The organism is Bradyrhizobium nivariense (genome assembly GCF_029846695.2).
In the GTDB taxonomy this organism is placed as follows: Bacteria; Pseudomonadota; Alphaproteobacteria; order Rhizobiales; family Xanthobacteraceae; genus Bradyrhizobium.
Genome location: NZ_JARWCR020000054.1, coordinates 15,269 through 29,120 on the forward strand (window position 1 = coordinate 15,269; position 13,852 = coordinate 29,120).

A 13,852-nucleotide genomic window follows, 5' to 3' on the forward strand; every position below is an offset into this window, starting at 1 on the left:
GATGCGCGACCCCGCAGGCCTTCGCAGCGGACCGCCGTGACGGGCCGCGACAGGCGCGGCCTCCAACGGAGGTTAGAATCATGACTGGTAAGGAAACCAAACCCCGCGCCGACATCTATGCGCGGATCACCGATCGCATCGTCGCAGACCTTGAGCGCGGTGTGCGTCCGTGGGTCAAGCCATGGAATACGGCCAACGCGGCTGGGCGCATCACGCGTCCACTGCGTCACAACGGCATGCCCTACCAGGGCATTAACGTCGTGCTGCTGTGGTCGGAAGCCGTCGCGCGCGGCTTCACGTCGCCGATCTGGATGACGTTCAAGCAGGCGCTCGAACTCGGCGGCCATATCCGCAAGGGCGAGAGCGGAACGATGGTGGTCTACGCCAACAAGATCACCAAGACCGAGACCGACGAGCATGGCGATGAAGTCGAACGGGCCGTTCCGTTCCTGCGCGCCTACACCGTGTTTTGCGTCGATCAGATCGACGACCTGCCGGATCACTATTACGGGCGCCCGGCGCCGACCATCACGCCGGCGCAGCGCATCGCGCATGTGGACGCCTTCTTCGCCAACACCGGCGCGACCATCCGGCATGGCGGTGACAAGGCTTTCTTCGCACCATCGTTCGACATCATCCAGATGCCGCCGTTCGAGAGTTTCCGTGACGCCGAAAGCTATGCCGCCACGCTCGCGCATGAATGCGTGCATTGGACGGCGCCGACGCATCGCGCCAATCGCGATCTCAGCCGCTACTCGAAAGATTGCAGCGAACGCGCACGTGAAGAACTGGTTGCCGAACTCGGAAGCTGCTTCCTCTGTGCCGATCTCGGAATCGTGCCCGAACTCGAACCGCGGCAGGATCACGCGAGCTACGTCGCGTCCTGGTTGGACGTTTTGTCCAATGAGAAGCGCTTCATCTTCGCAGCGGCCGCGCATGCGCAGCGCGCCGTCGCCTACCTTCACGAACTGCAGCCGAAGGCCGCCGACATCGGGGAAGCGGCATGATGAGCACGTCACGTCTCGATCGTTGCGAGCGGCTGACCGCTGCGCCTTCCGAAGCCACGATCGGCCTCCGCGTGCTGAGCGTCGGCGCTGACGTGCAGTCCACCACGCTTGCGCTGATGGCCGGGCGCGGCATCATCAGTCCCGATTGTGCCATCTTCGCAGACACTGGCTGGGAGCCGACCGCCGTTTACGATCTGGCTTGGCTGACTGCGCCGAACGTGCTGCCCTTCCTGTCCACATCGTATCGGCAGGGAGCCTCGCCCGTCGCATTGTCGTATAGCTGACGTTGTATCGTTCGGTCTCGATTGATCGACCACGCCAAGGCGGCCGGCAAACCAGCGCGCCCGGATCCCTCAGCCGGTGGTCGCGATACAGGCCCGGAGCGTTTCGAGGTCGTGGCGATCGGCGAGATCCGTTGTCTGATGTCGGGGCAACTCGATTGCCGTCGTTGTCACATGGTCCGTTTTTGAAACTCGCCCATTGCGTCCTCGATTTGGCGTGTCTGACCGAAGGCCGTCGTCGCTTGCGCTTCGCCTCGCTCTTATCCCCGCAATAGCCGGTCTCGACTTTCTTCCCCTGCCGGCTTTGCCGTCATTCCTCGCGATAGACAAGAAAGTCGCGCCCTGGCTGCCCTCTACTGCGTGCCGGCCCCTTCGGGGTGCGGGTCGAGCGCCCCCGGTCTGTCGCCAGCCATCGAGGTCGCGATAGGCGCGGCCCGAAAAACTGAAAGGACACGACAATGGCAACCATCGGCACCTTCACCTCGAACGGCAACGGCTTCTCCGGCTCAATCCGCACCCTCGCTCTCAACGCCAAGGCCAAGCTGGTCCGCGTCGAGAACCCCTCCGAGAAGGGTCCGCACTTCCGCATCTTCGCCTCCAACGTCGAGCTGGGCGCCGCGTGGCAGAAGACCGCCAGGGATACCGAGCGCGACTACCTCTCGGTCAAGCTGGATGATCCGAGCTTCCCGGCTCCGATCTACGCCACCTTGATCGAAGTCGAGGGCCAGGAAGGTCTTCAGCTCATCTGGTCCCGTCCCAGCCGGGACTGAGGGCCCGCGGCAACGGCCTCGCCGAAAGGCGGGGCCGTTTCTGCGTGGACACCGCCAGCACATCGGCGCGCGCTCGATTCTTGGCGACAGGCCGCCGGCGTCCGAGGGTGCCGGTTGAGCGCTTGGCAGAGGTCATCGCCGCGGGCTGAGGCCACCGCGCCGATCGCGAATTATGCCGTCAACCGCGCTGGCGTCTATTGCACGGCGTTGGCTGCAGGCCACACCGCTCCCGATCCGGTAGAAACCCGAATCTCAGAGCGCCCGCGCCGCACTTTTCAACGCGAACCTGCACGGCGGCAAAGAACGATCGACCATCAAGGCCTGACAGAGCTTGCTACTTCCGGTGTCCACGGCCCGCTCGGCCGCCAAATTCGTTCTTCCTTCGATCCGTCGACCAGCGGCATCAGGAAGACGCGCAGATCGGCGACGGTAACGGCGAAAACATCCGGTGCGGCTGCCATCCGGTCGCGGCCAAGGAAGGCGCGCCATTGAGCGGCCCATGCCTCCGCATATGCATCGGTCAGGCCAACAGGAATATCGGACGGAAGCACTGTTGCGCGTCGTTCGAAGGTCCGCTGAACGGCCTCGACAAGGGCGGTCCGGCGAAGCTCGAATGTTCGGGAGATCACCCAGAGATCATAGAAATCCTTGAGCCGGCTGTTGGCCACGCCGAGCGTAACCAGCGCCTCGAATTTCTCGGCCACCACCGTCTCGACAGGATAGGCTCGAAGATGCGGCGCCGGGGCGTCGAGCAGGGCGGGATAGTCGATCTCGACGGCGGCAGGAGTAATCGCGTCTCCAAAGCCAATGTCGACCTGGATCGAAATACGAGCGCCGGCGATGGTTGCCGTCGTGCGGACCCGCACGCCACCATATTCCGTCTCGTCGCGGATCGGGGCGGCCGTCAACGCAACGATGTCATACGTCATGCCGTCATCGGCAACCGGCTGCGCACAAATGGACCGAAAGGTTTCGGCAATGGCCTCGGCATCGTTGTCGCCGTTGCCAAGCAGATCCAGATCTCGCGTAGGCCGGAACGGGTCAGTGACCCACGTTACGAAGAGCATTGCTCCTTTGAGGATGAAGCGGTCACGATGCGGTGAGACGCTCAGCCGGTAGAGCAGACGCTCGAGCGCATATCGCGTCAGGAGAATCTGAAAATCCGATCTTTCAGCGCGCGCCCGATCAAGGAGCCGAGCTCGTACTGAGGCGCCGATGTTGCGGGGCTCACGCGGCATCAGACACCATCGCTTCGACGTAAGGGCGCATAGTCGACCAGACCCGCGCCTTGCGCGCGTAACGCCAGAGCTGGTCCGGCTTGCACCGGCGGCGGCGGAGGCCCTCGCGCAGCCCCTCCATTGCGACGTCGAGACCGACCTTGGTGCGGTAGCGAAAGCAATCGACGATTGTCCGCGCGGGATCTGTGATGGGAACGTCGACATTCTCGATGCTGTGACGCTCGACCCCTTCAGTCAGCGCCGATCCAGTGAAGCGCACGAACCGAATCGGCGGGTAGTTGATCTTGGGTCGCCAGGCAGCACGGTCGATCGCCATCCATACTGCCGATGGCATCTGCAGCGTCAGTTCGTGGTATTGGAGCGCCGAGATCAGGCAGATCACCCCCTTGGGAACCAGAACAGCCGCTTCGGCAAGCGCATGGGCAGCCTCGACCTGGGTGTCCGGGAGCTGGTAGAGGCCGCGCGCCGGGCGGACGACCGCTTCCTCTCGGACGAGACGGGCGAGCGTTTCCGGCCCAATGCCCTCAGCAACGAATTCCTTCAGCCGGAGCATTCCCCGGACCTTCAGGAGCTCGAGCGCACGAAGTCGCTGCGCGGTGGTGGATGTCATGGGAGGTGACGTTTCCTTTGTCATCTCAGACAATAGCAGAGGTTTTATCACACGATTGCCAGCTCGGAAATCCAATTTCGCGAGGATCATCGGCCACCAGCTTGAATTGAATGCTAAAGTCGTAGTCGGACTACGATAATTAACATTAATCCAAACGTTTTCGGAGGGGACACCCGGCTTGGAACCCTCGGGGAACTGGGACCGTTTAGAACAGTCGGGTGCCCGCGCGTCCCGATCTAGAGAGCGGCTCCAGCCTCCAGCCCCCAAAGCCCCCAGCTGGGGCCGTCTCTTTTGGGCCCTCGCAGATGGGAATTAAGGCACCCAAAGGGGACCAATTATCGGTTCGCCAGTTCCCAACCCAAAGCGCCGAGCCAAACGGCGCGCGATGCTTCATGAGATGATGGAGGAAGATGTTGGCCGGGGTCTTGAGCCCGACAAATGAAAGAGGCCGCCAACTGAGGCGGTCTCAAGCTAGGCCGACCCGCTCCACGGCGATTTCTGCGATCTTGTGCGGCTCGCTAATGCCGGTCGCGCCGACCTCGATAACCATGCGGGCCACCATCTCGCAAAGTGGGTCGTTACGATCAACCAAGCTCAGCGAGTGTAGAGCGACGTTGAATGCTTTGTTCAGAAGTTCGATTTGATCCGGCGTATGTCTGCCGTCCTTCAACAACCGATTGATTGGCATCGTCCCGCTCTCAGCCCGAGCGTAAGTTCCGCTCTTATAGCATGGAACAACGTTCATGGTCGGAAACCTACCGTGAGAAAGCTAATTAGGACACTGCTCACTGCTCACCACTTAGGACACCAAGGGCCAAATACGGACAGTACCGGCCGTTTCAGGTTTCGACTGACCTCTCCGGGAACCCCGCAACGGCCGAGAAGGTGCAGACCGGCTTTGCCGGTAGAGTTGGGAGAGAAAGACTCCTGACGCCGTCAAGCCGGCTCAGCACTATCGATAAACCGAGTATCGGTGAGCGGATGATCGTCCAGGACATCATCGCTGGAGCTGAAAATTGAAGATATCGAGCGGTGCCCGAGGTGTGCTCGACGCGCTGGTCGAGCGCATCAGGGAAGAATCCGCAATGCGCGACGGCGATGCCGGTCAGGCACCACGTGGTGCGCAATTGCGATCTATTCGCCGGGGCAGCAACTGGCCTACGCTTCAGTCGCAGCAATCTTGCCAGCGAATTCGCCCCATGCAGAAACCGCCGCTCGATCCTGATGTCACCGATGAAGCGCCGAGCGCGCCGATCCTGACCGGCTATGATGAGGAGCACCTGATCACGTATCTCCGTCTGCTCGACGCCGAAAGGGACGGCGCCGGCTGGGCCGAGGTGGCGCGGATCGTGCTGCATCTCGATCCCGATCCCGATCGCGAGCCGGATCGGGCGCGCCGGGCGTGGGAAACCCATCTCGCTCGCGCCCGCTGGATGACAGAGCACGGCTATCGCCATCTGCTTCGTGGCGGGGCACCGCACTGACTCTGCGCCCTACAGGATTCCCCAGGCCCGATAGCGTCCCCGTCCGGTCGCCTCACGCAGCCAGAGTTCGGCAATGAGATCGTGGGCGGCGCGCGGCGTGATCCTGAGTTCGGCCGCGATCATGCCGGCCGAGGCGATCGGCCGGGTCAGCACATAGTCGAGCAGCGCCGGCAGTTTTGAAGTGGCGCGGCGGCCAGCGAGTTTTCGGGCGAGCAGGGTTTTCTGGTTTAGCCAGCGGTCGTGGTCCTTAAGACCGGCGGCCTCAGCTTCAGCGAACCATCCGCCTGACGCTCGAACACGTGGGTGGCGATGCCAGAGAAGGTCGCTGGCTTGCCATCCTTGTCCTTGCCTTTGGCGCTCCAGTTTGCCGAGCCATAGACGACCTTGTCATCACCACCCGCGTCGATCACCTCAAGTTTGTGGTCCGTTACGCCGTTGGCGTGCAGCCGGGCGAAAAACTTTTCGATCGCCGCCGGACCCGACGCCACCTCGTGAGTTGGCGGTAGCACCTTCGCGTTCGGCAGATATAAGGCGGCAACGGCCTTCGCGTCGCCCTTGTTGAACGCCGTATCAAATGCTGCGTAAGCCGACGAGACATCGCTCTTGGGGTCACCGGCAAAAGACCCCACCGGAGCGACTGTAAGCAAACAAAGAGTGAACGCCGCTGCGTGAATCAAACGCATGAAATCCTCCCTTTTCAATTTGCTATTGCAAGCGTGTGAAGAACTAACACCACGGTGGTGTACCCTAAAGCGCCGCTCAAGTGGGAACCGGACGACGCTCTGCAAGGTCGCGGGCGCGACCTTGCAATCTGGAGCTTTGATCGGTTCGACAAACACTTGTGGCGATTGTCCCCAAGCAGATATCCGACAGCGACTCCTATCTCCAGAAACTCAGGAGAGTTTCTGCATTCCATGGGATGCCACGCGCCCGCCGCTATTGGCACGTCGCGTCGGGCGGCGAGTAGGAAACGCTGCTCAACCCGCACTCGGCATTTATCAGTTCGATGTCGCAGTTGGGTCACAGGCGGCAATGGAGGTCCGCGCAAGGGAAGTCCGGTCTACCGGTGACTGCGAACGTGCGGATAGTTCGAGGGTCTTCGGCTCGGGCCAGAAGTAGTCGTTAGCGCTTCAGTCCTCGTCGAGCTCCCCGATATGACGCTGGCTGTATAGCTCAAGGCCGATCCTCGCGACGAGTTTGACCTGGGTCTCCAGAAAGTCGATGTGCTCTTCCTCATCGTGCATGAGTTGCTCAAACAGATCTCGTGTCACGTAGTCCTCTACCGAATGGCAATGGGTCGCGGCTTCAGTGTAGAGGGAGTGCGCCGACAATTCGGCTTGCAAGTCGTTATCGAGCACGGCCTTCACGGTCTTCCCAATATGAAGGGATTCTAGCGTCTGCATATTGGGAGATCCGTCGAGGAAGATGATGCGTTCGATGAGCTTGTCGGCATGTTGCATCTCTTCTATCGATTCCTTGCGCCAAGTCTTGGCCAGTACCTTGTAGCCCCAATTGTCGAGCAGGCGATAATGCAGCCAGTACTGGTTCACCGCGGTGAGCTCATGGCGCAGCGCTTTATTGAGGTATTCGATAGCTTTTATATCGCCCTTCATGCTCTGCTCCTCTTCGCGGGTGCCACTTGAATCGGTTTTGTTGTGTGAGCGGCTGGAATTTGGTGTTTGACCAAGACACCGGAAAGTTTAGAGCGTCTGCGCTAGCGGTTCGAGCAGTTTGGGGCGTCTACCGCTCGCCGTCGGCCGCGACGCAAGGCTAGTCTAGGTTCCTCGAAAGGGCGGATTCGGCGGCCACGTTGGAACGACCGTTTCGAGCCAAATCCCGGACGCGTGCAGCCGACGCTACTCGTTTTCACTTCGGCGAGGGAGCAACAACAAACTCCGCACTGAGCGTGACCTTCGATTTTATCGAATTGGAGATGAAACACTGCGTTTCGACGGTTTCCATAATTTCGCGGGCACGCTCGATCTCGGCTTTGCCTTTGAGGCTTACGCGAGGTCGAACGATGACTTCCGTGATGCGGTACTTGCCTTCGATGTTTTCGAGCAGGCCTTCAGCTTCGCTTTCATATCCGACCGGCGTCAGACCTTTGGCATGGGCGAGCGTAAGGAACGTCAGCATCATGCATGTATTGACCGAACCCACCATTAGCTCTTCAGGCGCCCAGATGTCTGGCGCACCTTTGAACTCCGGCGGGCTGCCAACGCTGATGTGTGGCTTTCCCGACGCCGAAAGCGTACCCCGCCGCGCGGAACTCCAGGCGGTGTTGGCCTTGTAGCGAAAAGATTTGTAGGCTCTCTTTGTCTCCACGGAAACCTCCGAGACCGCTGTCGCCGAACGGGCCCTGGCGTCGTCTCGCTCGGTAGGGCGCCACCGACCTCACACGTCATCGTCAGGATCTTTCGGCCGTTCTTGCCGGCACACGATTTCGCATCGAGGAGCCGATCGCGGCCGAAAGCAGTCACGAATTGAGCGCCAGGGACTTGGCCTACCCCGCACACTCACTTTTTCGACTTCATCGCCTGCGGCACTCGGGGACAAAGTCGACATGATGCTGCGCGACGTTGAACAGCGCCTGCTGCCGTTTGGCCACGACGGGTTGCTCCGCGAGGTCGTGATTGCGAAGACGGATGTTGCCCGCTCGCCTCCGCTGTAGCGCGCACGAATCTGCCGACCCCTCACGCAACGCGTCGCGTTCTCAGTCGCAGCGGCGCTCCCTGCGCGTAATCATGCGGCCGTCGTCCCGTTCAACCGTGGTAGTTTCCATGCGACAGTGCCGTCGTGGACCGATGGTGACACCACCTGGGCCGACACCAACTGTGGTGTCGGAGTCATACCGTCGGCGATGCTCCCTATCGTAATCGTAGCGGTAGTCGCGGTCCCGGCCGACCTGAACATCGACGCCTTGGGCCACCTTGACGCCCTCGGCCTTCGTCGGAGTGCTGAGTGGGGCAGTCAGCAGTACCGCTGCGGCTGCGGCCACAGAAAGAGCGATCTTCATCATTTGGAAGTCCTCCCTCGGCTTGATTTGGAGATGCAACGGGCGCGAACCCTGAGGGTTCCACCGGGTAGTCCTCGATCGAACGAGGCGCCCCCACTTTTCGCGTCGATCAGATCAGGCTGATCCGTGGAAGCTGGCCGCCACTCCGTCAAAAGCTGACATGCGCCGTGGCCTTGCCGATCATCCGCCGGATAATGGCGATGACGATGCGGCCCTCGGTTGCCAATAGACCGGATTCAGGCTGCTACTCACTCATTGCGCGAGGACTAGCTCGTCAGGCCGCTCTCATAGGCGAGAAGGCGTTCAGTCAGCCCTTTCGGATTTGACAGCGCCAGCAGATGGCCACCGGGAATTTCGTCCACCTCCTTGCCGAGCCTCTCACGTGCAACTCGCCGTTGAAATTCGATCGGGAAAAAGCGGTCGTCTCTTCCCGCCAGAACGTGAACGGGAATGTCGGGCCAGCGCTCGAAACGGCAGAATTCGCCGAAAACAATCTCGGCTTCCTCGCGCGGTTGCGGCGGACCGGCGCGCAGCACATCTTCCGGTACGTCGTGCAGGAAGTAGGTCGCGAGATCAAACTCCGTCGCATAGCCGCGGCGCCCCGCGGCTTTCTTCCGCGCTTCGACAGCTCCTGTGGCGTCCCACCATGCGCCAGCCATCTCGCCGGGCTTTGGGATCATCGCATTGACGAATACGAGCATCCGCACGGGCGCATGCAGGCAAACAAGCGGCGCCGTGAAGCCCGCGAGCGATTGAGCGATGAGAACAACGTCGCGTCGTTCCGCGATCGCGCGGACGACGATCTCCGCATACGCAGCGAGACCGGCATGCCTGTCGTCCCCAGGTAGATCGACGGCGATGGCTGCATGCCCGGCCGCGTGAATGAGCGGCACCACCCGGTGCCAATACCAGGCCATACCGCCTGCCCCGGGGACAAGGACGAATGATCCCATGCAAATTCTCCTCCGTTGCTGCCAGGCCAGTTGCGCGAAGGCGCGGGCAGCGAACCCCTGCAACGGAAACGCGGTCCCTCAAAAAGTGCCGCGAGACGACATTGTGCTCTGGGCTGGTGAAACCGCAAGTTTTCCATCGGGGGGTGCTCCGTTGCGTGCAACGCGAGGCTTAGTCCAGTGTTCATCCGAAAGGAGAAGTTCGTTCAGAGAAAATCAACCAGGAACGCGATACCGGCAACATCTTGACAAGCAAGAGCGGAGTTACTGGAAGTCTCAAGCAGCTCATCGAGAGTGGAGAACAATTCGATCTGGCAATTATACCAGGACCGCTGATGGACAAAGGGCTGGAGCGCCCTTCCTCTCAGTGAGCCTGACGAATCTCAATCAAACTAAGGCCAAGCGTCGGATGTATTTCGCCGCAGGAACTCTGGCGGCTGTTCGCAGTTATTTGCGCACATCATATCGGCCGACCCTTTCGACCGAAGGAGGCCAAGATGTTCATTTCAGGCGAAAGTCTCCTCATCATCTTGCTGGCTGGCCTCATTGCAGGTTGGTTAGCGGGAAAGATTGTTGCGGGCGGGGGCTTGGGTCTGATCGGTGACATTGCCGTTGGAATTGTCGGCGCTCTTATCGGCACTTGGCTGTTGCCCCGCTTGGGGATCCACATCGGCAATGGCCTCCTCAGCACCATCATTGTCGCCACTATCGGCGCCGTCGTGCTCTTGCTCATTATCAGGCTGGTTAGCGGGGGATTTCCACGACGACGATGGGGCCTTCCGTGGCGACGCTGGCGACTATGAGGTGATCCGAGTAACTCAGGACAGGCGCGCGCCAATATTGCGGGAGGTTTGTCAACCCATGCCACGATTGCGCGCTTCAATTCTGCCGATAATCATCCTGGCGCAACTCGCCACACCGGCTGCATTGGCTCAAACTCAGACGCAGCAAGAATCGAAGCCGGGTTCAACTGTAACGACGAAAATGGAAGATGTCTCGAAGTGGAGCCAACGGCAGTGGACCGCGGCAAAGGCGGAATGGTCACAACAGAAAGCGAAATGGTCCGATTGTCAAAAGCAGGCGGACCAGAAAAAGCTTTCGGGTCGGAAAAGCTGGACCTTTCTTTATAATTGCATGACAAAGTGACTTTGCGGACGCGAGGTGCTCTGACGGTCTGATTTCGCGTCATGCTTTCTGCCGTTGGCAGCCGGCTGTGAATCGGCGCGGGGGCCCGACGCCAATCGGCACGATAAGTCACTGATTCACATGACATTGGAGCGGTCATGCGTCGGTGTCGAGTCACAGTCTGACAGCGCACATGGGTTGCTTGTACCGTTCGCGCGTACAGGTGAAGCCGACTGCAGACTCTGCGGGCCGCACCGATGAGGGGTTGCCCGGTCAGACTGTCCTCGCCTCATCACCTGACGGCGCAAGCTGTGATGCGTCCTGCGCCACTTGTACTTAGGGAATGATCGGTCGCGATCAGGAGATAAATGGCCGGCACCACGAAGAGCGTGAACAGTGTACCGATCGAGAGTCCGCTTGCGATGACAAGTCCCATGTTGAAACGCGAGACCGCCCCAGCGCCGCTTGCGAGGATCAGTGGAACCACGCCAAAGACCATTGCCGCGGTGGTCATGAGGATCGGCCGCAATCTGATTCCGGCCGCCTGCTCGATTGCTTCGCGCTTGGCGATGCCGCCGCGCTGCAGCTCGTTTGCGAATTCGACAATCAGAATGCCGTGCTTGCTGATCAGGCCCATCAACGTCACCAGGCCGACATCGGTGTATATGTTCAGCGATGCGCCGCCCATGCCAAGGCTCACGAAGATCAACGCGCCGGCGATCGACATCGGCACCGATACCAATATGATGCATGGATCGCGGAAGCTTTCGAACAGCGCCGCGAGCGACAGGAAAATGATCACCAGCGCAAATCCGAACGTGGCGACAAAGCCGGAGGATTCCTGGATATATTGCCGGGACAAGCCGCTATAATCGACGGTGTAGCCTCGTGGTAACTCTTGGCAGCAAGATTGCTGAGGAAGTCCAGGGCGTCGGACTGCGCTACGCCGGGCGCCGCAACGCCCTGAATGGTGGCGCTGTTCAGCTGCTGGAAATGGTTAAGCGTCTCCGGGACCGTTTTGGTCGCGATGTGCGCGATCGTCGACAGCGGCACGGGAATGCCCGAAACGGTGGCCACGTAATAGTTGAGCAGCTGATCGGTATTCAGACGAAACCGTCGCTGGACTTGCGGGATTACCTTGTAGGAACGCTGGTCGAGGCTGAAGTAGTTCACATACCCACCGCCCAGCATCGCCCCCATCGCGTTGCCGACATCGCTCATCTTGAGCCCAAGTTGCGCAGCCTTGTCGCGATCGATCTCGACGACGGCTTCGGGATTGTCGATCTTCAGATCCGCGTCGAGGAAGATGAACATTCCGCTGTCGATCGCAGCTTTCAGGAACTGCTGGGCGGCATCGTCGAGCTTGTCGAACGAATCGGTCGTCTTGATCACGAACTGGATCGGCAGCCCCTGGCTGCCCGGCAGCGGAGCCAGCTGAAAGGCGGCGATCCGCGCCCCGGCAACCTGGTCGAGTTGCTGCTGAACGATCGGCTGCAGCTGGTTGCTCGTCCTTGTGCGCTCGTCCCACGGCGTCAGCACCATGCCCGAGACCACGCGCGCAGGCGAGTTGATCTGGAAGACGTGATCGGTTTCCGGATATTTCTTCATGATCTGGAAGACCTGCCGCGCATACAGCACCTTTTGCTGTAAGGTCGCGTCCGGCGCCAACGTGGACGTCGCAATCACCACACCCTGGTCTTCCTGGGGAGCGAGTTCGCTCTTGGTGCCTGCATAAAGGAAATAGATGCTGGACAGCACGAGCAGTGCGAAGACGCCTGTTACAGGTATATAGTCGAGGCTGCCGTGCAGCCAGCTCAGATAGAGACGACGTAGCGCCTCAAAACGGCGATCAATGAGGGCAGCGAATCGTGCTTGCCAACCGCGCGTTGCGCCATGCGGCTTGAGCAGACGGGAACTCATCATCGGCGACAGCGTCAGCGCGGCAACGGCCGATATTGTCACCGTGCCGACCAGGGTGAATGCGAATTCCGTGAACAGCGCCCCGGTCAGACCGCCCTGGAACGCGATCGGGACATAGACTGCGACAAGGACAACCGTCATAGCAACAATCGGGCGGCCGAGTTCTCGCGCCGCCTCGATCGCCGCAACGACCGGCGTCTTGCCGGCCTCAAGGTGACGGTTGACGTTTTCGACGACGATGATGGCATCATCGACCACGAGCCCGATCGCAAGCACCAGCGCCAGCAGCGTCAAGAGATTGATCGAGAAACCGACCGCCAGCATCATGGTGAAGGCGCCCACCAGCGACAGCGGGATCGCGACCATCGGGATCAGGACGGAACGCCCCGACCCCAGGAACAGGAACACGACGAGATTGACGATCAGCAGGGCCTCGACGAGCGTCTGCACGACGTCATAGATCGCCGAGCGCACGAATTTGGTGGAATCGTAAACGATCTGGCCGTGCAGTCCGTTGGGCAGCTGTTGTTGTATGCCCGGGAAGATCCGGTGCACGCCCGCGATCACGTCGAGCAAGTTGGCAGTCGGCGCCACCTGGATGCCGATATAGACCGCCGGCTTGCCGTCGAATGCGACCTGTGTGTCGTAGTCGTCCGCGCCGAGCGAGACGTTGGCGACATCCTTCAATCGCACGATCGCGCCACCCGCCTGCTTGACAATCAAGTTGGCAAATTCGCTCTCCGAATGTAGGCCGGTCGATGCTGTGAGATTCACCTCCACCATCTGTCCCTTGGTGGTGCCGAGCCCGGAGATAAAATTGTTCTGCGTCAACGCCGCCGCTACATCTGCGGCGCTGAGGCCATAAGCAGCCAGCTTTTTCGGGTTGAGCCACGCCCGCAGGGCAAAGTTCTGTCCGCCCAGAATTTCCGCAGTCTGAACGCCCGGTACGGCCTGCAGCTTCGGCTGAACGGCGCGGGTGAGGTAATCGGTGATTTGATTCCGTCCCAGCACGTCGCTGTCGAAGCCGAGATACATGGCGTCGATCGTCTGACCGATCTGCACCTTTAGTACCGGTTGCTGCGACCCTAAGGGAAGCTGGTTGAGCACCGAGCTGACCTTGGTGTTGATTTCCGTCAGTGCCTTGTCGGCATCGTAGTTGAGGCGGAGGTTGATGGTGATCGTGCTGACGCTGCTTGCGCTATTCGAGCTCATGTAATCGATGCCGTTTGCCTGGGCGATCGCGTTCTCGAGCGGCGTTGTAATGAAGCCGGCGATCACATCGGGGGCAGCGCCGTAATAGGTGGTAGTAACGGTGACGACCGCATTCTGCGTGCGCGGATATTGCAGCACAGGCAGCGAGCTCATGGCGCGCAGGCCGAGCGCGAGTATCATCAGATTGACCACAGTGGCAAGAACGGGCCGGCGAATGAAGAGGTCGGTGAAGTTCATGG

The 13,852-nt window shown here is 60.5% G+C and carries 13 protein-coding genes and 3 pseudogenes; 6 read left to right on the plus strand and 10 right to left on the minus strand.

The annotated features are described in order from the left end of the window. Window positions 1-80: 80 nt before the first annotated feature. The 3 genes and pseudogenes from QCM77_RS32520 (at window position 81) to QCM77_RS32530 (ending at window position 2,058) form a co-directional block, all read left to right on the plus strand. Window positions 81-1,007 (plus strand): ArdC family protein, encoded by a 927-nt coding sequence (locus tag QCM77_RS32520; protein ID WP_279686199.1) that lies wholly within the window; start codon window positions 81-83, stop codon window positions 1,005-1,007. Next, window positions 1,007-1,278 (plus strand): annotated as a pseudogene (locus tag QCM77_RS32525) (hypothetical protein); the annotation flags it as partial. The gene QCM77_RS32520 and the pseudogene QCM77_RS32525, both read left to right, overlap by 1 nt. 468 nt (window positions 1,279-1,746) lie before the next feature. Then, complete coding sequence (locus QCM77_RS32530; protein WP_279667424.1) at window positions 1,747-2,058, plus strand: DUF736 domain-containing protein; 312 nt, start codon at window positions 1,747-1,749, stop codon at window positions 2,056-2,058. A gap of 314 nt (window positions 2,059-2,372) precedes the next feature. Here QCM77_RS32530 and QCM77_RS32535 read toward each other — a convergent pair whose 3' ends face one another. The 3 genes from QCM77_RS32535 to QCM77_RS32545 form a co-directional block, all read right to left on the minus strand. After that, the gene (locus QCM77_RS32535; protein WP_279686200.1) at window positions 2,373-3,296 is read right to left on the minus strand and encodes a nucleotidyl transferase AbiEii/AbiGii toxin family protein; all 924 of its coding nucleotides are present in this window, start codon (window positions 3,294-3,296) and stop codon (window positions 2,373-2,375) included. Continuing rightward, a complete protein-coding gene (locus QCM77_RS32540; RefSeq protein WP_279667426.1) occupies window positions 3,286-3,906 on the minus strand; it encodes a type IV toxin-antitoxin system AbiEi family antitoxin domain-containing protein in 621 nt (206 codons plus the stop codon). The genes QCM77_RS32535 and QCM77_RS32540 overlap by 11 nt, the downstream gene beginning before the upstream one ends. A gap of 466 nt (window positions 3,907-4,372) precedes the next feature. After that, window positions 4,373-4,594, minus strand: coding sequence for a hypothetical protein (locus tag QCM77_RS32545; protein WP_279686201.1), 222 nt, complete (start codon window positions 4,592-4,594; stop codon window positions 4,373-4,375). Between the two features lie 511 nt (window positions 4,595-5,105). Between QCM77_RS32545 and QCM77_RS32550 the strand changes: the two genes are divergently transcribed. After that, window positions 5,106-5,390 carry a DNA -binding domain-containing protein gene (locus QCM77_RS32550; protein ID WP_279686225.1) on the plus strand — a complete coding sequence of 95 codons (285 nt, stop codon included), beginning with the start codon at window positions 5,106-5,108 and terminating at the stop codon, window positions 5,388-5,390. Between the two features lie 9 nt (window positions 5,391-5,399). On the opposite strand, the pseudogene QCM77_RS32555 reads toward QCM77_RS32550, so the two are convergent. From QCM77_RS32555 to QCM77_RS32580, 6 genes and pseudogenes are all read right to left on the minus strand, one after another. Next, window positions 5,400-5,663 (minus strand): annotated as a pseudogene (locus QCM77_RS32555) (helix-turn-helix domain-containing protein); the annotation flags it as partial. Further along, window positions 5,618-6,073 (minus strand): YybH family protein, encoded by a 456-nt coding sequence (locus QCM77_RS32560; RefSeq protein WP_279686202.1) that lies wholly within the window; start codon window positions 6,071-6,073, stop codon window positions 5,618-5,620. The pseudogene QCM77_RS32555 and the gene QCM77_RS32560, both read right to left, overlap by 46 nt. A gap of 447 nt (window positions 6,074-6,520) precedes the next feature. Beyond that, window positions 6,521-7,003 carry a bacterioferritin gene (gene bfr / locus QCM77_RS32565; protein ID WP_279667429.1) on the minus strand — a complete coding sequence of 161 codons (483 nt, stop codon included), beginning with the start codon at window positions 7,001-7,003 and terminating at the stop codon, window positions 6,521-6,523. 253 nt (window positions 7,004-7,256) lie between these two features. Continuing rightward, a complete protein-coding gene (locus QCM77_RS32570) occupies window positions 7,257-7,715 on the minus strand; it encodes an OsmC family protein (protein WP_279686203.1) in 459 nt (152 codons plus the stop codon). Window positions 7,716-8,103: 388 nt separating this feature from the next. Beyond that, entirely contained in the window at window positions 8,104-8,409 is a 306-nt protein-coding gene (locus QCM77_RS32575; protein ID WP_279667431.1) for a hypothetical protein, read from the minus strand. A 263-nt stretch (window positions 8,410-8,672) separates the two neighbouring features. Then, window positions 8,673-9,359: an alpha/beta fold hydrolase gene (locus tag QCM77_RS32580; RefSeq protein ID WP_279686204.1), complete on the minus strand. Its 687-nt coding sequence runs from the start codon at window positions 9,357-9,359 to the stop codon at window positions 8,673-8,675. Window positions 9,360-9,853: 494 nt separating this feature from the next. Here QCM77_RS32580 and QCM77_RS32585 point away from each other — a divergent pair, with 494 nt between their 5' ends. Further along, window positions 9,854-10,159, plus strand: a complete 306-nt coding sequence (locus QCM77_RS32585; RefSeq protein WP_279686205.1) for a GlsB/YeaQ/YmgE family stress response membrane protein — start codon at window positions 9,854-9,856, stop codon at window positions 10,157-10,159. Window positions 10,160-10,217: 58 nt separating this feature from the next. Then, complete coding sequence (locus QCM77_RS32590; RefSeq protein WP_279667434.1) at window positions 10,218-10,502, plus strand: hypothetical protein; 285 nt, start codon at window positions 10,218-10,220, stop codon at window positions 10,500-10,502. 271 nt (window positions 10,503-10,773) lie between these two features. Here the strand turns inward: QCM77_RS32590 and QCM77_RS32595 are convergent. Beyond that, window positions 10,774-13,850, minus strand: a pseudogene (locus tag QCM77_RS32595) (efflux RND transporter permease subunit). Window positions 13,851-13,852 lie beyond the last annotated feature (2 nt).

Excerpts from the sequence above, each read along its gene's own strand:
- QCM77_RS32520 (WP_279686199.1), top strand. The coding sequence starts at position 81 with ATGACTGGTAAGGAAACCAAACCCCGCGCCGACATCTATGCGCGGATC.
- QCM77_RS32530 (WP_279667424.1), top strand. The coding sequence starts at position 1,747 with ATGGCAACCATCGGCACCTTCACCTCGAACGGCAACGGCTTCTCCGGC.
- QCM77_RS32535 (WP_279686200.1), bottom strand. The coding sequence starts at position 3,296 with ATGCCGCGTGAGCCCCGCAACATCGGCGCCTCAGTACGAGCTCGGCTC.
- QCM77_RS32540 (WP_279667426.1), bottom strand. The coding sequence starts at position 3,906 with ATGACATCCACCACCGCGCAGCGACTTCGTGCGCTCGAGCTCCTGAAG.
- QCM77_RS32545 (WP_279686201.1), bottom strand. The coding sequence starts at position 4,594 with ATGCCAATCAATCGGTTGTTGAAGGACGGCAGACATACGCCGGATCAA.
- QCM77_RS32550 (WP_279686225.1), top strand. The coding sequence starts at position 5,106 with ATGCAGAAACCGCCGCTCGATCCTGATGTCACCGATGAAGCGCCGAGC.
- QCM77_RS32560 (WP_279686202.1), bottom strand. The coding sequence starts at position 6,073 with ATGCGTTTGATTCACGCAGCGGCGTTCACTCTTTGTTTGCTTACAGTC.
- bfr (WP_279667429.1), bottom strand. The coding sequence starts at position 7,003 with ATGAAGGGCGATATAAAAGCTATCGAATACCTCAATAAAGCGCTGCGC.
- QCM77_RS32575 (WP_279667431.1), bottom strand. The coding sequence starts at position 8,409 with ATGATGAAGATCGCTCTTTCTGTGGCCGCAGCCGCAGCGGTACTGCTG.
- QCM77_RS32580 (WP_279686204.1), bottom strand. The coding sequence starts at position 9,359 with ATGGGATCATTCGTCCTTGTCCCCGGGGCAGGCGGTATGGCCTGGTAT.
- QCM77_RS32585 (WP_279686205.1), top strand. The coding sequence starts at position 9,854 with ATGTTCATTTCAGGCGAAAGTCTCCTCATCATCTTGCTGGCTGGCCTC.
- QCM77_RS32590 (WP_279667434.1), top strand. The coding sequence starts at position 10,218 with ATGCCACGATTGCGCGCTTCAATTCTGCCGATAATCATCCTGGCGCAA.